Below are 21,315 nucleotides of genomic sequence, written 5' to 3' on the forward strand. Positions count from 1 at the left end.
AAACAGGGGCATCGCTATTATTTAAATAGCTCAACCACTGTCGGCTTAGTAACTTTCCCCATCGCATTGCGCGGTAATTCTTCAACTATCAAAATTTGGGTTGGCACTTTATAAACAGCCAATCGCTCTTTTGCCCAACTTCTGAAAGATTCTAATGTTAAAGGTTGTGACCCTTGCAATACTAACGCCGCACAAACCCGTTCACCCCACTCTATATCTGCAACTCCAACTACTGCACATTCCTGAATATTTGGATGCGATCGCAATACTTCTTCAATTTCCAAAGCTGAAACTTTATAGCCTCCGGTTTTGATAATATCCACACTCATCCGTCCCAGAATGCGGTAGCTACCGTTCTCAATGACGGCGGTATCTCCAGTACAAAACCAGCCATCTTGAAAGGCTTTGGCGGTTGCTTCGGGGTTTTGCCAATATTCAAGAAACACTCCGGGGCCTTTAACTTGGATTTCTCCTGGTGTTCCTGTTGGGACTAATCCCTTCTCATCTACTAATCTCACTTCAACTTCAGGTAGAGGCTTTCCTACATATCCAGGCAAACGTTCACCGTGTAAAGGGTTCGATAGCGCCATACCGATTTCAGTCATTCCATAGCGCTCAAGCAGAAAATGGCCGCTAATACTCTGCCACTTTTCTAAAACTTGAACTGGTAACGCTGCCGAGCCGGAAACCATCAGGCGCATCTTAGCACAGCCTTCTGACATGGTTTTTTGGCGTTCTTTAGAGGCATTTTCCCAAGCGGTAATGAGCTTTACATAAATCGTTGGTACTGCCATAAATAGGGTTAAGTTACCGTCACAAATTCGTCTCCAAACGGTTTCGGTGTCAAATTTGCTCAACAGATGGCACTCCGCGCCAGCCCATAAAGCACAAGTCAGGACGTTAATAATTCCATGAATATGATGTAGTGGCAGTATATGTAAAATGCGATCGCTAGATGTCCATTCCCAAGCGGTGATTAAGCTAGTCACTTGCGCTTGAATATTTTGATGAGTAGTAACTACACCCTTGGGTTTACCTGTTGTACCGCTAGTGTAGAGAATTAAGGCGCGTCTAGTAATATCTACTTCTGGGAGACGAGCAATATTAGATGGAAGGGTTTCTGAGGTGAGGATAAATCGCAAATTGTGTTCTTCGGCGAGCGATGCCTGCGGCGGTAAACTACGCAGTATACCCTCAAAATTAGGATGAGCAACAATAATCGATGCTCCAGAATTGGTAATTACATACTCCAATTCTGGGCGCGGATGGGAAACACACAGAGGTACAGCTATGCCACCAGCACGCCAAATCCCCCATTGAGTAGCTACATACTCAAATCCAGGTGGGATGAGGAAGGCGACTCGCTCCTCTTGTAAATCTTCTGTATTCTGAAGAAGACTTGTTGCTATTTGACTGGAAGTGTGGAGCAAATCCCGATAGGTAAATGATCCATCTGTTGTAGTGATAGCTATTTTCTCGCTGTGTTCTTCAGCACGAATAATCAATGGGAGATTCACGTTTATTTACCGATTTAGGTTTAATGCAGTCTACTTAATAGGACTTACGCACATGCGTAAGTCCTACTTAATAGAAAGCATATAGCAAAGCCAAACGAGATGTAAATTTTACTATTCCAGTAATAGCCTATAACTTGATAAATGCTACAACCAACGTTGTTTTTTAACATAAGCAATACTACAAATCACAATTAAGATCATTACGCCGATTACAGCAGGATAAGCCCAAGGTTGCTCTAATTCCGGCATATATTTGAAGTTCATACCATAGAAACCAGACATGAACGTAATTGGTAAGAATACGGTCGAGAGGATAGTTAGGCGATTAATTCGTTCACCTGTTTTACTAGCAATATTATCACGTTGAATTTCCATTAATTCTGACATCCAGGCTCTTATAGCTTGATATTCTTGCCAGAGTTTATCAACGTGATGAACCAATTCTTGATTGAATAGTTCTTTTACTGGCTGGCCGATCCACTGGAAATCTTCATTATCCATAATAGCCATAAGTAATTTGATGCTTTGAAAATTACGCCGTCCTGAACGAGTAGATTGCCTCATCGTGGCAATTTTTTGATACGTTGATTCATCACCGGAATTATCTAAAACTTCATCTTCTAAATCATCAAGTTTTCTAGAAATATAAGTAAATACAGTTTCGTAATTATTCAAAATATCTTTAAAGATTAAATAAAAAAGATAGTCAATTCCTAGCTTTTGAATATCTAGAGTTCGTTTTTGGAGATTATTAGCTAGAACACTTAAGATTTTTAGTTCAGTGATTTCAAAAGATATAATAAAATTATTTCCAACGACAATGTTGCCACGCACAACCTCAAACTCATTATTTTTTATTTGAGCAGTTAGAATTTCATAGCTATCAAATAAACAATCTTCTACGTCTTCATCAATTCCTAGAGGGGAATGGTTGAAAATCATGTTAACACGAGATGGATTGAGTCCAAAGTGCTTGATAATTTTAGCCGTTCCAGTGCGATCGCGGAACTGAACACAGCGTAACCAAATATTCTGAGAAGCATCAATTCTTTTCAGCACCGTATCGACATCCCTATGAGTGAATATTTCCAGGTTATCTGGATAAAAAGTAAGGAGAATTAGCATATAGCCATCCTAATTGAACCGTGAAAAAATGCGGTGACTCATGTTGAGCGATAATTTAGTTGACTTACTCTGGAGGATTAAAAAAACGAACCGCAAAGGACACAAAGGACACAAAGGGAAGAGGATTTAAAAGGGTTTTTGCATCAGTGGCTTATATTTTGCCAAATTGGGACGCTCTCTGGTGTTAGTGATATTTTACCTCGGAATATCCCCCCAACCCATTAAAAAGTAGGGCTTAAAAAGCAGCGAATTAAGCCCCATTAAGGAGGATAAAGTCTTAACCTAAGCGGATTGAGACATATTGGGCTGATAGTATAAAAAGTATCATCATCAAATGATATAACTGTATTGAGTCATAGCTCAGTTTTTTTCCATTTTTCCCGATTTAGGACGAGAAGCTTTCGCTGGTACTGAATTATTTTGCAGAATTGCAATTTCTCTCTGTGCATCTTGATAACTATCTTTTTCGCCTTGCTGCTGGAACAGTTTTGCAGCTTTTTTAAAATCTGCGATCGCTCCCTGTTTATTTTTCTGCTTGGTGCGAATCACACCCCGATTATAGTAGGCTAAGGCGTTGTTAGCATTAATTGCGATCGCTTGTGAATAATCTTGATTGGCAGCTTTTTTATTTCCCAGTTCAAGATAAGCGTTACCACGATTGTTGTAAGCTGCTATATTATTAGGATCTAGTTTCAGAGCTTCGCTGTAATCTTCAATAGCGCCTTTATAATCTCCGAAAGAAAAGCGGTGAATACCTCTGTGAATATAAGCAGCAATAAATTTAGGGTCAATCTGTAAAATAGTATTGTAATCTTCAGTGGCTTCGACTTTATTTCCCAGATCGCTGAAAACATCACCTCGATTAAGATATGCTTCTATATATTTTGGATTAATGTTAATGGCATCAGTGTAATCTTTAAGGGCTGCATATTTTTGTTTATTAATAGATTGAGTTAAAGCCCTTTGATAATAAGCTTTGGCATCACTAGGATTAATCTTAATCACTGTATCAAAATCTTCGATTGCCCCTTGCTTGAGTCTGAGGCGACGGCGGATAATGCCACGCTGTAAGTAGGCTTCGGTATATTGAGGCTTGAGGGAAATCGCTTTACTAAAATCTCCGATTGCCCCTTTATTATCTTTCAATTGAACACGAGTTAACCCTCGCCCATAGTAAGCATAAGCATCATCAGAGTTTAACTTAATCGCTTGAGTATAGTCTGCGATCGCTTCTTTGTATTTGCCTAATTCCGAAAAAGCAAACCCTCGGTCAAAATAGGCATTACCATCTTGAGGATTGAGTAAAATGGCCTGACTAGAATCTGCTTGTGCTTGCTCATAGTCTCCTAATCGATAATAAGCATCGCCTCGCTTATTATAAGCTAAAGCATTTTTTGGATCTAATTCAATAACGTGATTGAAATCTTTAACTGCTCCTTCATAATTTCCTGCATCATATTTATCTAGCCCTTCTTGATATAATTCTTTTTGAGCATTACTTATAGGTTTTGGCGAATTTAAAAACCGCACTCCTACACCAAGTAGGATTAAGCCAGCTATCCCAGCCAAAACTATTAATAATTTTTTAGCCGGCTGTTTTTGCGGAACTTCAACATCTGTTAACTTTTTCAGGTCATCTAAAACTTCGGTTGCATACTGGTAGCGCTTCCGATAGTCCAAACGCACCATTTTATTGATAATTTTTACTAGCTTTTTGCTGATTTTTAGATTTTTGTTATACCAAAGTATTTCACCAGTCAGGCGCTTTTTTTGATTTTGCAAATTAGATATTTCGTTTGCAGATAAACCTAAAATTGCTGCGATCGCAACCATACCTAAAGTATATATATCACTGTTATATTTAACATTGTTGTTAACTTGTTCTATAGGCATATATTCGAGATTTTCAGCATTATTAGTGATGGCTTCATTAAAATTACTAAAATCAACCAACACTAATTTTTTATCTGACTCTCTGCGAATAATATTTGCTGGTTTAATATTCCGGTGAATAACACCTAAGCTATGTACAATCACCAAAATTTCTAATATCTCTGATAAAAGATAAATTATTTGGTCTTCCCTGAGAGTTTGTCCCTGGATAATTTCCTCAGTAAAAGGATTACCAGGGATGAATTCTTGGACTATATAAAATTCTTCGTTTTCTTCAAAATAAGCAATTAGCTTCTGAATTTGGTCGTGTTCTTGCCCTAGTTTTTCTAAAGTTTCTGCTTTACTGGCAAACAAGCGAGGCAGGATAGTTAAAGCTTGAGAATTGCCGCTAGGACTACGTAACTGCTTGACTACAAATTGGCTCTCAGGAAGACTCGCATCTTCAACTAGATAGGTTTTTGCCTTTTCCCCATCATTCAGAACTTTCAGTATTAGGTAACGGCCATCTAGTAAATGAATAGGCATCAATATCAATATAGTCTTATAAATTGTTTGATTATAGCTTACGTGTTATTACTGGTAACTATTTTTTTTGAAAAAATATTTAGTTAAAACAAATCAATGCCATTGTGGCAGGTAAAAGTATTAATTACTAGCTAATGCTGCATATTGCTAGTAATATTTATTTTTATTAAAAGAATGTTATTGATTTAGTACGGTTATATATTAACAGACTTAAGTAAAATTTGTGAGTTCAACGAGGCTTGGGAAAAAAAGTTAATCCATAGGGGAGGGATATTTTGATTGGGACTATTCAGCAATGCCACTCATGACAGATAATCCTCAAATAGGGTAAAAAAATAGCAGTTTTAATTATGTATAACCCCATATAACATATAAGAAATCCAAAATGAACGTATTTGGGCGAAAAAAAGCCTTGGTAGCTACTGCGAAGCGTCAATTTCTCAAGGCGCTCAATGACCGCGACATTGCTGCAATTAATAGCTTAGTTGTAGATTTACAAAGCATTTTGAGAGCGGAAAAGTTAACTGATTTGATTGTTAATGAGGTAATGGTTGAATGCGATGCTGACAGCCACAGTTGGTTTTGTCAAATTTTTCTTGGACAAGCCCAATATGAACAGATGGAGGGAAAAGCTCAAAGTAACGTCTTTAAAATTCTAGTGAGTAAAGGTTTGGAACCGGGCAAAGACTTTAGCTCTGGGCGCGATCGCAGTATTATTATAGGCGATCGCGCCAAGCAAGTCTTACTTAGCGAATTGCACCAGGAGCATCAGGCAGCATTTGAGGCACAGTTAGAATCCTCGCTAGTTTTAGATCCAGTTACCACCATCGAACAGCAGTTAGGTTGTGCATTTTTTACCAATTTGACTGAGATTGCCATTCAACAAATGGAGTTACTGAGTAATTCTCAAGCAGCTGCTTATCTAGGAGTGCTGTTGGCTGGATTAGTATCGCGTCATCCTCAACTTAAAGATGCGGACTTTCCCACACGATTTATTGTCAATGCTCTCCAAGGATTGTCGCAAGAACGAGCAATGGCAATTTTGAACGATCCAGAGACAAATCCCCAGTTCGATGAAATGATTATTTTTGGGCATTTATTAGCAGCAATGGGAGATAAAGAATATCACCGCATTGCTGAAGAAGAGGGTGGTATAAGTCTTGAACAACTTAAAAAACTTGATTTAGTTTGGTGTGGTGAACGCCGGCTTTCAGAAATAGTAGCCATGATGGAAAAATGGCATTTCAAAGATAGATAATCAGCAATTTAAAATTCAAACTTTAGTTCTATGCTGGCACGACAACTTTCTCACTACCAGCTAGTCCAAAAGCGGCATGAATGGCTTGCAAAGCTTTAACACCTTGCTCTTGTGCTACGACACAACTAATTTTTATTTCTGAGGTAGCAATCATTTGAATATTAATTTGGTGTTGGGCTAGCGCTTCAAACATTTTGGCAGCAACACCTGGTTGTCCTACCATACCTGCACCAACAATACTCACTTTAGCGATCGCACTATCTAAAACAACTTCACCCCATCCTAACTCTGCCGCTACTTGGGTAAGCATTTTTTTTGCACTTTCCCCGTCTATCCGCGAGACTGTAAAAGCAATATCTCTCCTGGGAACACCATCAATCACCCGACAGCGCTGAGATTGAATAATCATGTCAACGCTGATATTGTGTTGCGCTAATAATCCAAATAACTTCGCCGCCATCCCCGGACGATCTGGTAATTGGCGAATAGCGAGACGCGCTTGATTCAAATCTAAAGCAACACCGCGAACGGGAGGACAATTGGGCAGGGGGGCGGAGGGGCACAGGGGCAGAGGGGAATCTATACATGCACTCTCCCCTGCTCCCCTGCTCCCCTGCTCCCCTGCTTCTATTTCAAAGGCGGTGCGGAGTGCGGTGACGGCGCGATCGCATTCGGCGGCGTTGACTACGCAACTTACTTTCACTTCGCTGGTGGAAATCATTTGAATATTCACGCCAGCTTCAGCTAAGGTAGCGAACATTTTTGCAGCCACACCGGGACGGCCAATCATTCCTGCGCCTGCGATACTGACTTTGGCAATGTTATGTTCTAGCATTACCTCGGCTTCATCAGATTTGGGGTTAGATGGATTTCTCAGGGCTGGGGCGATCGCAGCGGCTACTGCTTCTGCCCGTTTTAAGATTGGGGTGGTGACAGTAAAAGCAATGTCATTACTGTTACCTTCATGAATAGACTGAATAATCAAATCTACATCTACTTTTTGTCGGGAAATTTCGCCAAATAACCTGGCTGCTACACCTGGTTTATCGGGTACGCGCAACAATGCTACTTTTGCTTGGTCGGTGTCAAATTCTACAGCATCCACCGGACGGGCAATTTCTAGATTGATTAGCGATCGCCCTTGGGGTTTGGCTGATGTTACCCAAGTACCTGGTTGATCTGTCCAGCTAGACCTAACTACAAGGGGAACACCATAGTTACGAGCAATTTCTACAGCACGGGGATGCAGCACTTTTGCGCCCAAGCTAGCTAGTTCCAACATTTCATCGCAGGTGATGTCATCCATCAACTGGGCTTCGGCTACTAAGCGGGGGTCTGTAGTTAGAATCCCTGGAACGTCTGTATAAATTTCACAAAAATTAGCTCGTAATGCGGCTGCGATCGCTACCGCCGAAGTGTCAGAACCACCGCGCCCCAAAGTCGTAATTTCCATCTCTCCGGCGTTGGATGTGCCTTGGAACCCTGCTACAACAACTACTTTACCTGCATTTATGTGGCGACAGAGGCGAGTAGTGTCAATATGCAAAATCCGAGCGCGGCTGTGTTCAGCTTCGGTAACAATTCCTACCTGAGCGCCAGTCATAGAAATTGCTGGTTGTCCGAGTTCTTGCAAAGCCATGCTGAGTAAGGCAATGGTTACTTGTTCGCCAGTAGAAAGCAGCATATCCATTTCCCGGCGGTTTGGATTGGAAGAAATTTCATTAGCTAGTTTGACGAGTCCATCGGTGGTTTTGCCCATTGCTGAAACCACTACTACCAGAGAGTTTCCAGCTTGGACAGTTTTATAAACACGCTGTGCGACAGCTTGAATGCGTTCCACTGAACCGACAGATGTACCACCGTATTTCTGAACTATGAGCGCCATAACTTTTATGCAATCAATTGTGTCTGTTTTGCTCAATGCCTCCGCCGGGTTAGGAAGCCTTGAAGATATTAATAGATATTTAGTTTACTAAAAATTGTGTAGCATACCCAATTATGAGTTGATTATTCAAAAACCACATCTTCGTAAAGTGCTGCCATTGTTTCCTCAAAATCCACGCTGTTGAGTCTAAATGATTTATCTTCTGCTGTATAGGATTGTAAAACCCACAACCCTTGCTCATTGCGGCGAAAACACTCGACTCGCTGACGTTTTGTATTAATTAAAACATACTCTTGCAGACTTTCCAGTGTTTGATAATCGGCAAATTTGTCGCCCCGGTCAAAGGCTTCGGTAGAATTAGATAAAACTTCGACAATTAAACAGGGAAATCTTTTATAACCTGGCGTTTCTTGATCTCGTTGATCGCAAGTAACCATCACATCGGGATAATAAAAGCGATTCAGAGATTCAATTCGGGCTTTCATGTCAGCGATGTAAACACGACAACCAGAGCCGCGCACATGATTACGGAGGAGAGATGCCAGGTTAAGAGCAATGGTAACGTGTGGATCTAGCGCTCCAGCCATTGCATAGATGTAACCGTCTATATATTCATGCTTGATATCGCTCTGTTCCTCCATTTGGAGGTATTCTTCAGCAGTGAGGTAGTTTTGTTGGGGCGAGGCAATCATATTTTAAAGGTTTTATTGTGCCGATTTACTTGTGGCGATGCGTTAGGTGCAGTAGACCTTATAATCAAGTAAGGAACTTATGTAAGGAACGTGGATAATGGCTAGTGCTACCATCACCACTAAAGGGCAAGTAACTATTCCTAAAGAAATTAGGGATTATCTTAACCTTGATACAGGTAGTAAGGTTGATTTTGTCATTGATGAAAATGGAATAGTTAAATTAATTCCCCTGAATATCTCTATCAAAAGTTTATCAGGGATTTTACACCGTCCGGGAATGAAAAGCGCAACTTTAGAAGAAATGGAAACTGCAATTAAAGAAGGCTCAAGTGATTGGACTTGATACAAATATTTTAGTGCGCTACTTGACAAAAGATGATGAAAAGCAGTGGGAGCAAGCTGCTGAAATTATCGAAGGGGGAGAGCAATGTTTTGTTGCTAATATAGTTCTTTGTGAATTGGTTTGGGTTTTACGGAGTAATACTTATCAATTTAGTAGGGAAGAAATTAGTAACACTATCGAATTAATGGTGCAATGTTCAGTATTTGAGCTAGAAAATCGCTCTTTAGTTTATCAAGCATTACAAAGATTTAAGCAGGGAAGTGCAGATTTTTCTGATTATTTAATTGGGGCGATTGCTCAAGATTCTGGTTGTAGTTCAACTGTGACATTTGATAGAAAGTTGAGAAGTGAAAAGGGATTTGATTTATTTGAGTAGTGGTTATATAGCGATGTCTACGACGGGCTACGCCTACGCTCTCCATCATTTACAACCACATAAATGCGATCGCTTGTAGATTTACACTTATTTTCTAGAGCGATGTCTCCGACGGGCTACGCCTACGCCAGTTTTCGGCTAAATAATATACCAAAATGAATGCGTAAATTACCCAAATGAGAAAGCAAACTGGGGTTTGAGAAAGAAAAGCTGCTTTTGCTTGCGTAAAACACTAAAATGAGAAACTAAAAGCTGCTTTTGTTTGTGGAAAACACTAAAATGCGAGATTAAAAGCTGCTTTTGGAGAAGTAAAAGCTGCTTTCGTTTGTGGAAAACACTAAAATGCGAGATTAAAAGCTGCTTTTAAAGAAGTAAAAGTTGCTTTCGTTTGTGGAAAACACTAAAATGCGAGATTAAAAGCTGCTTTTGAGAAAGTAAAAGCTGCTTTTGCATAAGTAATCAGGCATTTTTACTTAACTCAATATGAATTTCAGTCTAGGCGATACCTTTCATTCGGAACGGTACGCGATCGCGATCGCGATCGCACTTTTCAGTTTTATCACGGTACGCTTTGCACAAAACTAGCTTATTCTGGATTTGGAGGGAGGCGATCGCGCAAATCTGCTAAATTTTGACGCACAGTAACACTATTAGGATGATCTGCACCTAACCGTCGCTCAAAAATATCTAATGCTTGTATGTACAAGGCTTCAGCCTCGCTGTATCTGCCTTGGTCACAGTAGAGTGCTGCTAGGTTCTTGAGGCTGTGTGCGACATCTAGATGTTCATCTCCCAGCAGCTTGCGCCTGAGTGCTAAAGCTTGGATGAAAAGGGGTTCTGCTTCGCTGTATCTGCCTTGGTCACGGTAGAGATATGCTAGGTTGTTGAGGTTAGTGGCGACATCTGGATGTTCATTTCCCAGCAGCTTGCGTTTGAGTTCCAAAGCTTGGATGTAAAGGGGTTCGGCTTCGCTGTATCTGCCTTGGTAGTTGTAGAGTAATGCGAGGTTGTTGAGGGTTTGTGCGACATCTGGATGTTCATCTCCCAGCATCTTGCGCGTGAGTGCCAAAGCTTCAATCAAAAGGGGTTCGGCTTCGCTGTATTTGCTTTGGAAGCTGTAGATTAACGCTAGGTTGTTGAGGCTTTGTGCAACAAATGGATGTTCATATCCCAGCAGCTTGCGGTAGAGTGCCAAAGCTTGGATAGCAAAGGGTTCGGCTTCGCTGTATCTGCCTTGTAAGTTGTAGACTCCTGCTAGGTTGTGGAGGGTTTCTGCGACATCTGGATGTTCTTCTCCTAGCAGCTTGCGCCTGAGTGCCAAACTTTGGATGTAAAAGGGTTCGGCTTCGCTGTATCTGCTTTGGAAACTATAGAGTACCGCTAGGTTGTTGAGGCTAGTGGCGACATCTGGATGTTCTTCTCCTAGCAGCTTGCGCCTGAGTGCCAAACTTTGGATGTAAAGGGGTTCGGCTTCGCTGTATTTGCCTTGCAAACGATAGAGTACCGCTAGGTTATTGAGGCTTTGTGCGACATCTGGATGTTCTTCTCCCAAGCGTTTTTGGGTAATTTTTATACACTGGTTATACCAAGGTGCTGCTTTGTCATACAATCCCTGGCCTTTATAAAATCGAGCGTTGCCGAGGAATGACCAAATTAAATCATCATCACTGACATATTGAATGAGATTATTTGCTACTTCAGCTATATGAGGTATGGCGGCGGTGACATTGTTGATTTGCTGAAGTGTGGAAATGTCAGGAATATCTTTAGCAATTTCTACCATTACCTTGCAAAAATTTCGCTTTAATTCCTCTACTACTTGATTAAACTTAGCCTGTTTGAGTTGAAAAAATTCCCGAATGAGTTGATGTAGTTGATAGCTGTCTTTACCTTGAAGCAGATGCAAATCTTTTAACTCAACTCTACTACCTTCCAATTGTTCAATATTTTTCCCAGTTTCGACACTTTCTACCAGACTCCAGGGAATCGGAGCTAAAGCAAATAAACTCAGTAAAACACCTAACTCCTTGGCATCATCACTTAATTCGTCCCAACTTAACTCAAAAGCAGCAGCAACACCCCGTTTTACATTTAGCGTCCAAGTGCGGTCTTTTTCATCCCGTGCTAAAGACTCATGAGTTAACTTTTTTTCTTCTAACCGCCGCAACATTTCTGCTAAAGAAATTTTCCGCTTTTTCACATACCTCCCAGGGCAAACGCATCTAAAGTATAAGAATCCTTTAATAGCAAGGGTTTTGGCGTTTTTTAATTTAGCCTATTTTTTCATCAAGATCCTTGCCCAGCAAGGGTTTCAGAAATCCCGTGCGTTCGCCCTGACATACCTCCCCACCAAATTCAGCGCCAAAGGCAAACAACCTAAACGCTGACAAATTTCTTTGGTATTTTCTAATTCCTGTGCGACTTTTTCTGCTCCCACCCATTCTTGTAAAAGTTCCAGTGCTGCCGACTCACTTAAAACATCTAGAGTAAATGACTGGGGAAAATCTAACTGTAACCTGGTGGTAATTAGCAGCTTAAACCGGGGTGATTGTGGTGGTAAATATTGTTCTACTTTGGGGTAATCGTTGACATCATCCAGCACTACCAACACATTCCCATCGTGCCAGCGTGACCAACAGAAATCAACTTGCTGTGGTAAATCCCAATCTTCTGGTGGTTTTAGTCCTAACTTAGCTATAGCAAACTGCAATATCTGAAGCCCAATATCTTCATCTCTAGCGCGTAACCAACAGATACCACCAGGATAAGTGTTGAGTAGCAGGTGAATCAGTGCATACTGAGTTGCTAACTCTGTTTTCCCAACTCCTCCCATACCCTCAATCGCAGCAATCACCACTTGAGAACTGTGTTGTAGCCTGTCGTGCAGATTTACTAAAGTATCAGCACGTCCGACAAACTTGACTGTGCTACCACGAGGAATATTTTGAGGAATTTCTTTAGGCTTAAAAGATTCGTACTGATAAATAAAGACCAGCAAATTCTCAATTATTGTTTGGGTAATATTGCCTGTAGACAGATTGCCGCCTACTTGTACATTCTGAAGAATGCTCTGTAAAATTTCTTCTGGGCTGTGATTTTTGCTCATGATTTTAGGCTTTCATGTCCACATTACCAAGGTCAAGATCGCCGGCAAATTGAGAATCAACCACCGCTTCTTGATTCACTGAACCGTCTCTTGTGGCTGACAAATTTATATTGCCGACTTTAGCCTTACCTTTTACCTGAATTTCTTTTATAACTATTTGATTAATCTGCGTTTGTGCTTCATTGGCTACAGCCTCAACAGCTTGAGCAATCTCAGGATCTTTCTTTGCCACTTCCTCTACTTGCTGCCCAATGAGATAAGCTTGACCATAATCTAAAGATTGTGTTTTAGCCTGTTCGATAACCTTCGCCGTGCTAGGTTCCTTGCGTTTCAGCAGAACTAACAACTTTTCGCCTTCGTTCCAAGCCTTTTCACCGATGATTTCCCCAGTTTTTTCAAAGGCTTTGATGATTACCAAAGTTGCGATCGCAGCTGCTGTCAGCGATACTGGCTCCATAAGTTTGCCAAAATATACGAAATTTTACTTATGGTTCTCAGTTTAACAGTCTCTAAAGAGGTAATAAAGAGCAAATAGCAGAATAAACTATAAAACAATTTAAAGGGACGACTTCAACAAGTGAAATCGTCCCTTTAGACTTATAAATAGTAAAATATACCCTATCTGCTTACTCTGGAAGGTTCAACCCACTCATCCCAAGAGCTATCGTAGCCATCATAAGTAATTTTATAAAGATCGTTACTAACTTCTAAAACCTGCCCTTTATACCATTTCCGCTTCCACAAAATTCTCACTGCATCTCCAACTTCAAATGATGCCCGGAAGCGTTCAGCACCAACCCATTCATTCCAGGAACTATCATAACCTTCATAAGTAATATAGCAATTATCATCATTAACCTTAAGTACCGTTGCTGGATACCATTTTTCCTTCCAAAGAACCTCAGCCTTTTGTCCTACAGAACAGGGTGAAGCAGCAAAAGCACTGGGAATCAATGTGCCTACCCAAGTTGCCATGAATATGGCACCAAACAATACTTTATTTTTCATGATTCTATCCTCAAACAGTAAAACGGAATTTTGATTGTGATTGATGAAAATCTAATTAAAAATTTCCATTAACTCTTACTATTGTGATGGAATCAAATTAGCAATCGCCTCAGCAAAAATTATGAATTTTCGCCGTTATTTATGAAGATATCATATTTAAAATTAAGAGATTTTATAAATTTTACTTAGAGGATATTTGAAAAGTCTTTTTGTCGATATCAAATAGTTTTAGATCCCCCTAAGTCCCCCTTTTTAAGGGGGACTTTGATTCCGGTTCCCCCCTTTTTAAGGGGGGTTAGGGGGGATCAAAAGTGCCTAAGCTCATAGCGAAACACTTTTCAAACAACCTCTTAGTCAAAAGTCTCAGAACCCCGACTTCTTTAAGAAGTCGGGGTTCTAATTGTTAGTGTTAATACTGAAACTACAATTTACAGTTTATTAATATTTTTTAAATTACGGGTTCTAAATCTAATTTCATAAATCCCTAGCAAAGCCGATGCTACTAGCAAAGGTAAAAAATAATAGACTCCCCGATAAGCTAACATTGACCCCAAAATTGCCGCCGCCGAAACTTGGGATGAGAGAATCAGCAAAATTATAGTTTCAAATACTCCCAAACCACCGGGGACATTACTAACAACACCTGCAAACATCGCTAGCAAATAGATACCCAAAAAATCCAGATAAGACAAAGATATATTAGTGGGAAGCACTGCATAAAGAATTGCTGCTGCCAAAATCCAATCAAGACCAGAAATTGCTATCTGAATAAGGGATATCTTAAAATCAGGAAATCTAAATTCTTGCCCACGAATTATTAAAGGTTGTTTAATAAAAAGACTTCCTAGCAAATAACTAGCAACCAATAGCAGAAAAATCACGCCGATGGGACGCACAGTAGCAAAAGGTAAATGTAGTTGAGTAGGAATTTTCAGGGGATTGATGAGGAATAAGCAACCTGCAACCGCAAACATGCCCAACCAAAAAGTAAAATTGGCGAAAGCAATTACTTGAGCGATCGCAACTGCTGGCACTCCCCAAGTAGCATAAAATCGATAACGGATAGCACTGCCAGTCAGCAAAGCAAAACCTATAGTATTACTAAACGCCGAGCTAATAAAGCTGGTTAAAGCAATCTTGTTCCAGTTTAGGGAACGATTAATGTAACTAAAACCCAAAATATCGTACCCAATCATCACTAGATAGCCCAAGACTGTCAGCCAAACTGCCCAGCTTAAGCGGCTTTTGGGGATAGCAGCTAGAGAGTTGAGGATGTCACGATAATTATACTCATGCAGTTCGTTAGCGATCGCCCACAGGGAAAGCACCAGCAATGATAAGCCAAACAGTGTGCTGAAATTCAGTTGCAGTTTTTTAAGCATCGTGAAGAAACTTATCCTAACTCTTGACTTTTAACTTACAACAAGTCGCAAAGTTTACATCCTCTTGACACAACATTGACAACTTACTTCCGTAAACTTAATGGTTGCCAGCACAGACTGTCCAATGACCTGCAAAGATGAACTACAAACAATCAAAAATTATCTTGCTAGTTTCAGTATTAACCCTAGTTAGCTGTAATTTATCGCAAAATGTCGTAGCAAAACCACCTCTACAGCAAGATTTAAAAACAACTCCTTCTGTTCTTTCAACAAAGTCTAATACTGGCGACTCAGCTACTCACTTAACCTACAAAATTGCAACCTACAATAGTCAATTAATGGGTGCAAATCGCACTTACGGCGTTTCTTTACCCCTTGGCTATGAACAAAACCCAAAACAAAGATATCCTGTAATCTTTCTCCTCCACGGCGGACATGGTAATCCCAGTGATTGGTTTATTCAGAATAAGGGAGAAGCTCTCAAGACCGTGGAACAACTTTATACTACAGGTAAGCTGCCACCTAGCATTATTATCACACCAGATGGTAACGACAAACGTGGCTCTAGTCCCTACCGAGATCCCGAATATATTGATGGCCCTAACGGGAAAGTCTCCACAGCCGTAGGTGATGAATTAGTAAAAGTCGTGCAAAGTCGTTATCGTACACTAACTAATCCAGATTTTTGGGCAATAGGTGGTTTATCTTCTGGTGCTTGGGGTGCAATGAATGTCGGGTTACACAATGTAAATCATTTCTCAATTTTATTTAGTCATAGTGGTTATTTTAATGATAAAAGCGGCCCAACAAATAGCCCGATAATTTATATCAAAAGCATTCCCACACCAGCTAAACAAAGATTGCGAATTTACTTAGATTCAGGCAAAGCAGATATTGAAGAAATCGATGAAGCTAAAAATTTCTCTAAAGTACTAAATAACCTAAAAATTTATAATTTGTTTCGTCAATTTCCTGGCAGCCATACTTGGCAATACTGGCGGGAACATTTAGCCGATTCTTTGACGTTTGTAGGCGAACAATTTAAATCTGCTGAAATGGCAAGTATGGCTCGTAATGTGGGTATTAATAATAAAAATCCTTAGCGATCGCCAGGATAAATAATACTATTTTGTAAATCCGTTGATATTTAAATATCACTGTGGAAAACTCTACTGCCATTCTTAAGCAGATTCACTATAGTAAGTTCTAACGGAGGTGATTTTTCTAACCCTAAAAAAATATGAAAATTTCTAAATTGTTAATTAGTTTACTAGGAGCGATCGCACTCCTAACTACTGCTGGTTATTATTATGTCTTTATCTTAGGTGCGCCGCAACTAGATCCACCCCAAAGAGTGGCAAAGACTGGGCTAAAGTTTCAATTAGCAACCTTCAACTCGCAAGCGATGGGTGCAGTCCGCAAGTATGGCGTGATTTTGCCGCCTGATTATGATAAAAATCAGCAAAAGCGCTACCCGGTGATATTTTTATTGCACGGTGGTCATGATGATGCTCGTGCTTATGCTAACAAGTATGCAGTCTTAGATGTACTTCATCAACTTTATCAAAATGGAAAATTACCGCCATCAATTGTGATTACACCTGATGGTAATGATAATCGTGGTTCCAGTCCTTTCTACGATCCTGATTACTTTGATGGGCCAAATGGCAAAATCGGGACTTTGATTGGTTCTGAATTAGTGCAAGTTATCAAGTCTCGCTACCGCACTTTAGAAGAACCCCAGTTTTGGGCGCTGGGAGGTCTGTCTTCTGGGGGATGGGGGGCATTTAATATCGGGTTACGCTATCTTAACAACTTCCACATTCTGTTTAGCCATAGCGGTTACTTTACCGATAATAGCGGTTCACAAAATAGTCCCCAACAAATCGTGCAACAGCTACCGCTTCAAGATAGGAAGCGATTGCATATTTACTTGGATGCAGGTTTGAATGATACTAATTTATTGGCTTCTACTAAAGCCTTCAACGAAACCTTAAATAAATTAGGCATTGCTCACGTATTTTATGCGTTTCCAGGAGGTCATGGTTTGTCTGGTGCTGATATAGGCTGGAACTACTTCCATAAACACCTTAAAGATTCGCTCTCGTATGTAGGAGAACAATTTAAAAATTTAGGAGTTAAGAGTTAGGAGTTAACGCGATCTGCAACTTATTCTTAAGAACCCCTCTCCAAACCTCTCCTCCACAGGGAGAGAGGCTTTAATTTTTGCTCCCCAAGCCGTGGCGAGAAGGGGGAAAATTCAAAGTCTCTCTCCTTTTAGGAGAGAGATTTAGAGAGAGGTTTTCCAGATCCCGTAAAAAGTCAGAAAACTAATAACCAATGACAAATGACAAATGACTAATAATTTAAAAACTCAGATTGGACTTTGGAGTGCAGCTTTCCTTACTGGTTTAGTGGGAGTAGTGAATTTGTTGTCAGCAGTGACACCTAACTTGTATGGGCGGAATCACTGGTTAAAGGAATTTTTGCCATTTGAAATTCGTGCCACTGGTCATATCTTTGCAGCGCTGACTGGGTTTGTTTTACTCGCACTTGCTACTAATTTATTACGCAGAAAAAGAATCGCCTGGTTACTAACCATTGCTTTATTAGTAATTTCCATCTTCAGCCATTTGCTCAAGGGATTGGACTATGAAGAAAGTCTCCTCTCTGGAGTTTTACTGGTGCAATTAATCTTAATGCGCCATTTTTTTACAGCACAATCAGATCGTCCTTCAATTGCACGGGGAGTTAGAGTGCTGATAGGTGCTTTGCTATTTACCCTGGCATACGGAACTATTGGATTTTACTTATTAGACGGCAAATTTTCTGAAAATTTTAATTGGCGTGAAGCTGTACTTCAGACTTTAGCCATGTTCTTCACTGAGGATAATTGGGGACTGCAACCAAAGAGCCGATTTGGAGAATTTTTTGCTAATTCCATCTATATTATTGCCGCAGTTACTATTACCTATGCAATAGTAATGTTATTGCAACCTGTATTTTGGCGTAATCTAGCAACGCCAAAAGAGCGCCAAAGAGCTAAAGAAATTGTCGAGCAATATGGGCGTTCTTCTTTAGCAGCGATCGCACTCTTAAATGACAAGAGTTATTATTTTAGCCCTACTGGTAATAGTGTAATAGCTTATGTTCCCAAGGGCAGGGGTGCGATCGCATTAGGAGATCCCATCGGCCCCATTGAAGACCGCCAAGAGACAATAGTTGCTTTCTGGCAGTTTTGCCAGCGCAATGACTGGTATCCAGGCTTTTACCAAACTTTGCCCGATGATGTTGAGCTTTACAAATCATTGGGATTTAAGGTACTCAAGATTGGAGAAGAAGCGATCGTTGACCTGAAAAGTTTTACATTACAAGGTAAAGCCGGTAAAAACTTTAGACCATCAATCAATCGTTTAACTAAACTGGGATACCAAATCGAGTTTTACCAACCACCCATTGCTGATACTTTGTTGCACCTCCTCAAACCTGTGAGTGATGAATGGCTAAAGATGGTACAAGGTTCAGAAAAACAATTTTCTTTGGGCTGGTTTGATGAAGCTTATCTGCGAGAGTGCGAGATTGCTGTGGTGCATACTCCCGAAGGTAACATCACCGCCTTTGCCAACATTCTCCGGGAGTACCAACTCAACGAAGCAACTATTGACATGATGCGACATCGCTCATCTCTTGAGAATGGGACGATGGACTTTCTATTTATTTCTCTGCTTCAGCATTTTAAAGAGTGTGGTTACGACAGCTTTAATTTCGGTCTTTCTGCCCTTGCGGGAGTTGGAGACAACCCAGAATCACGCCGCTTAGAGAGAGTCTTGCACTATCTTTACGAGCATTTAAATCGCTTCTACAACTTCAAGGGGCTACACGCCTACAAAGATAAGTTCCGCCCCAGTTGGGAACCGCGTTATTTGGTTTACCCCAGTTTAGCTGCCTTACCAGATGTAGTTGTAGCATTGATTCGCGCAGATTCAGGCGATCGCCTTTTTGATTATTTCAAACCCGGAGCCTAAAGGCATCAATTCTGGCATTAACCCCATAACACATCATTCTAGGGCGATATCTACGATCGACTCGCCTGCACAAATTGACATTTTTATGATACAATTGTACTATAAAAGAATGAATCTCCGGTGAGTATGTAACGCTAAGTCTGACAGGAAATCTCCAAAGTTTGTCATAACTGAATCCCCATAGTAGTTAGTAGACTGAGGCCAAAATTTCCCTTACTTTGAACGAGGGGCAAAATCTCCTTGTCTTTATTTGGCATAAATTTATTGTGTGTTTGTCCTTCAAGTTTTCACGGTTGGAAGAACTTATTAGAAACCGTGGCTTTAACAGACTTATTGACCTTTAGATGGAAGGTGAAAATATGAGGAATAATCAAATTTCTCTGCCAGAACTCATCAATTTTTTTGCAGAACATCGCAACAATATCATTATTAATATCAAGCACCTGCAAGAAAATTATCAAAGAACAGGTATCAAGCGGGTTAGAGGTGTGAGAGACGAAAAAGGGGAACTATTACAACCTTGGTTGCAAACAGAATATATAGATAATGCTGAGTATGCTGGTATGGGCGAGTTTCAATTTAACCGCAATACCGCTACTATCAATATGCTTATCAAGCGTAAAGTCAAACTTACCAAATCTGAAGATAAAACCCCCACTCTTGAGGTAGCAGGTTTGCTGGTAAATGACCTCAATAGCTTTAATAACTACACGATTGTAAGTGACGCGAAAATCAATATAAAGTCTTTACAAGTCAAAATTAGTAGTAAAAAAGCTTTTGATTGGCTCAAAGAAAAGGGTGTGTTAGATGCAGAAAATTTTGACTTCCATGCTGAATATACCATCCAGCTAGATAACTTGCCGCTTGTCGCTTCTGATCATTGTTACAGTAGTATTGATGGACTATTCAATCAACTTGCAGAAATTAAAGTACTTACTAGTATTATTTCTGCTTACTTGAAAAAAGAGTCAGAGATATTTATAGCGCCACAGTTAGATGAGTTTAAAAAGCACTATCTGTCCAAGAATACTTACATCAATTTCCCTACAACTAATGAATATACTGATATCCACGAAGCTTTAGTTAATGGTACTCTTGATTCCAGATTGAGCTATAAAATCGATGTCGGCAGTCAAGATATTCTAAACTTGAGTAAGTTCCCTTCGGCTAACAAGTTTCTAAATAGGATGTATCGTCTTTATGATAAAGAAACTGGAGAAATTATCATTAAGCCGAATTTTAAGATGGTATTTAATGAAAATCTCGCTGTTAGGCACAAGTTACTGTCATCACGTACCAAGATTACGAAAGTTGACGAGTTTATGAAACCAATTTTCGATGATTTTCTTGGGCTTGAGCAAAATGGCATAGTTGTAGATATTCTGAAGAAAGTTGGTGCTGATATTTTGGCGCAGTTATTTCAGGATAAACAAACTGGTAAGAAAATCAGCAAAGAAGAAATGGTTGCAGCTTTGAGCGCAGCTAATACCAAGCTAGAGAAATATGTAGAAAATATCTACCAAGATAAGATTTCTCCTTTGGTATTTTACATTGGTTGTACTGGACTATTGCCAGATAAAATAAAAGCAAAACCCATGACTGCTGAAGAAGCTGCTGCTAAATATCCAAATTTGCAATTTTCTAAAAATGAGCAAGAGGGCACTTTTTTTGCAGTTGGTAATACTATTATCAGCATCTATGCCAAGACTGAATATTACAGTAAACTTATTTCTGTCGGTATAGACAATTAGATTGCACATACAAATCCAATAAAATTAGTATATGCAAGCAGTAGAACCCCGGCTTCTTTGAGAAGTCGAGGTTCTTATCTCTCATAGATGATTCAGAATTACTATAGGAATTCTATGGGTTTCCCAAAATACAGCTAGAGTTTGGACGTATTGCAGAAGAAATTGGACTTGCAGACGAAGGCTTCATTACCCGGATTTCTCACAAGTACGAAAAAATCATTGAGATGAGTAAAATTTAGGAAAATATATTTTATACATCAGTGGATTCAATTCAGAAACCGAAGATAATCACGTATTATCCGAGTCTTTAAAGATAAATAAAAGACAAATAAAACGAAAAATACTGAAGTAAAAACTATGATTAGCAATAATTAGGCAGCCGAAAACAGGGTTAAATTCAGTAAACTCAACCCCAGTAAGCTAATCATT

Annotated in this window: 17 protein-coding genes; 7 read left to right on the forward strand and 10 right to left on the reverse strand. The window is 39.9% G+C overall.

Annotated features, from left to right (window positions below; genetic code table 11):
• Positions 1-17: 17 nt before the first annotated feature.
• From FD724_RS25660 to FD724_RS25670, 3 genes are all read right to left on the reverse strand, one after another.
• The gene (locus FD724_RS25660) at positions 18-1,517 is read right to left on the reverse strand and encodes an acyl-CoA synthetase (RefSeq protein WP_179074531.1); all 1,500 of its coding nucleotides are present in this window, start codon (positions 1,515-1,517) and stop codon (positions 18-20) included.
• Between the two features lie 144 nt (positions 1,518-1,661).
• Positions 1,662-2,642, reverse strand: coding sequence for a magnesium transporter CorA family protein (locus tag FD724_RS25665; RefSeq protein WP_179074532.1), 981 nt, complete (start codon positions 2,640-2,642; stop codon positions 1,662-1,664).
• Positions 2,643-3,002: 360 nt separating this feature from the next.
• Positions 3,003-5,060 carry a tetratricopeptide repeat protein gene (locus FD724_RS25670; RefSeq protein WP_179074533.1) on the reverse strand — a complete coding sequence of 686 codons (2,058 nt, stop codon included), beginning with the start codon at positions 5,058-5,060 and terminating at the stop codon, positions 3,003-3,005.
• Positions 5,061-5,445: 385 nt separating this feature from the next.
• Here FD724_RS25670 and FD724_RS25675 point away from each other — a divergent pair, with 385 nt between their 5' ends.
• Positions 5,446-6,318: a hypothetical protein gene (locus tag FD724_RS25675; protein ID WP_179074534.1), complete on the forward strand. Its 873-nt coding sequence runs from the start codon at positions 5,446-5,448 to the stop codon at positions 6,316-6,318.
• A 28-nt stretch (positions 6,319-6,346) separates the two neighbouring features.
• Here the strand turns inward: FD724_RS25675 and FD724_RS25680 are convergent, their stop codons facing one another.
• Together FD724_RS25680 and FD724_RS25685 are read right to left on the reverse strand one after the other, a co-directional pair.
• Positions 6,347-8,203: an aspartate kinase gene (locus FD724_RS25680; protein ID WP_179074535.1), complete on the reverse strand. Its 1,857-nt coding sequence runs from the start codon at positions 8,201-8,203 to the stop codon at positions 6,347-6,349.
• Positions 8,204-8,325: 122 nt separating this feature from the next.
• Positions 8,326-8,895, reverse strand: coding sequence for a Uma2 family endonuclease (locus tag FD724_RS25685; RefSeq protein ID WP_179074536.1), 570 nt, complete (start codon positions 8,893-8,895; stop codon positions 8,326-8,328).
• Between the two features lie 97 nt (positions 8,896-8,992).
• Here FD724_RS25685 and FD724_RS25690 point away from each other — a divergent pair, with 97 nt between their 5' ends.
• Positions 8,993-9,238: an AbrB/MazE/SpoVT family DNA-binding domain-containing protein gene (locus FD724_RS25690; protein WP_114083907.1), complete on the forward strand. Its 246-nt coding sequence runs from the start codon at positions 8,993-8,995 to the stop codon at positions 9,236-9,238.
• Entirely contained in the window at positions 9,225-9,614 is a 390-nt protein-coding gene (locus tag FD724_RS25695) for a PIN domain-containing protein (RefSeq protein WP_179074537.1), read from the forward strand. Before FD724_RS25690 ends, FD724_RS25695 begins: the two co-directional genes overlap by 14 nt.
• A gap of 586 nt (positions 9,615-10,200) precedes the next feature.
• Here the strand turns inward: FD724_RS25695 and FD724_RS25700 are convergent.
• From FD724_RS25700 to FD724_RS25720, 5 genes are all read right to left on the reverse strand, one after another.
• Positions 10,201-11,814, reverse strand: a complete 1,614-nt coding sequence (locus tag FD724_RS25700) for a tetratricopeptide repeat protein (protein WP_256874360.1) — start codon at positions 11,812-11,814, stop codon at positions 10,201-10,203.
• A 111-nt stretch (positions 11,815-11,925) separates the two neighbouring features.
• Positions 11,926-12,720: an NB-ARC domain-containing protein gene (locus FD724_RS25705; RefSeq protein ID WP_179074538.1), complete on the reverse strand. Its 795-nt coding sequence runs from the start codon at positions 12,718-12,720 to the stop codon at positions 11,926-11,928.
• Between the two features lie 4 nt (positions 12,721-12,724).
• Positions 12,725-13,177 (reverse strand): hypothetical protein, encoded by a 453-nt coding sequence (locus FD724_RS25710; protein WP_179074539.1) that lies wholly within the window; start codon positions 13,175-13,177, stop codon positions 12,725-12,727.
• Positions 13,178-13,338: 161 nt separating this feature from the next.
• On the reverse strand, positions 13,339-13,728 hold the full coding sequence (locus FD724_RS25715; RefSeq protein ID WP_179074540.1) for an agenet domain-containing protein: 390 nt from the start codon (positions 13,726-13,728) through the stop codon (positions 13,339-13,341).
• Positions 13,729-14,156: 428 nt separating this feature from the next.
• On the reverse strand, positions 14,157-15,110 hold the full coding sequence (locus FD724_RS25720) for a lysylphosphatidylglycerol synthase domain-containing protein (protein ID WP_179074541.1): 954 nt from the start codon (positions 15,108-15,110) through the stop codon (positions 14,157-14,159).
• Positions 15,111-15,247: 137 nt separating this feature from the next.
• Between FD724_RS25720 and FD724_RS25725 the strand changes: the two genes are divergently transcribed.
• From FD724_RS25725 to FD724_RS25740, 4 genes are all read left to right on the forward strand, one after another.
• Positions 15,248-16,213, forward strand: a complete 966-nt coding sequence (locus FD724_RS25725; protein WP_179074542.1) for an esterase family protein — start codon at positions 15,248-15,250, stop codon at positions 16,211-16,213.
• 137 nt (positions 16,214-16,350) lie between these two features.
• Complete coding sequence (locus FD724_RS25730; RefSeq protein WP_179074543.1) at positions 16,351-17,259, forward strand: esterase family protein; 909 nt, start codon at positions 16,351-16,353, stop codon at positions 17,257-17,259.
• Positions 17,260-17,464: 205 nt separating this feature from the next.
• The gene (locus FD724_RS25735; RefSeq protein WP_179074544.1) at positions 17,465-19,135 is read left to right on the forward strand and encodes a phosphatidylglycerol lysyltransferase domain-containing protein; all 1,671 of its coding nucleotides are present in this window, start codon (positions 17,465-17,467) and stop codon (positions 19,133-19,135) included.
• Positions 19,136-19,494: 359 nt separating this feature from the next.
• A complete protein-coding gene (locus FD724_RS25740; RefSeq protein WP_179074545.1) occupies positions 19,495-20,886 on the forward strand; it encodes a hypothetical protein in 1,392 nt (463 codons plus the stop codon).
• Positions 20,887-21,315 lie beyond the last annotated feature (429 nt).

It is taken from the genome of Nostoc sp. C057 (genome assembly GCF_013393925.1).
GTDB lineage: Bacteria > Cyanobacteriota > Cyanobacteriia > Cyanobacteriales > Nostocaceae > Nostoc > Nostoc muscorum_A.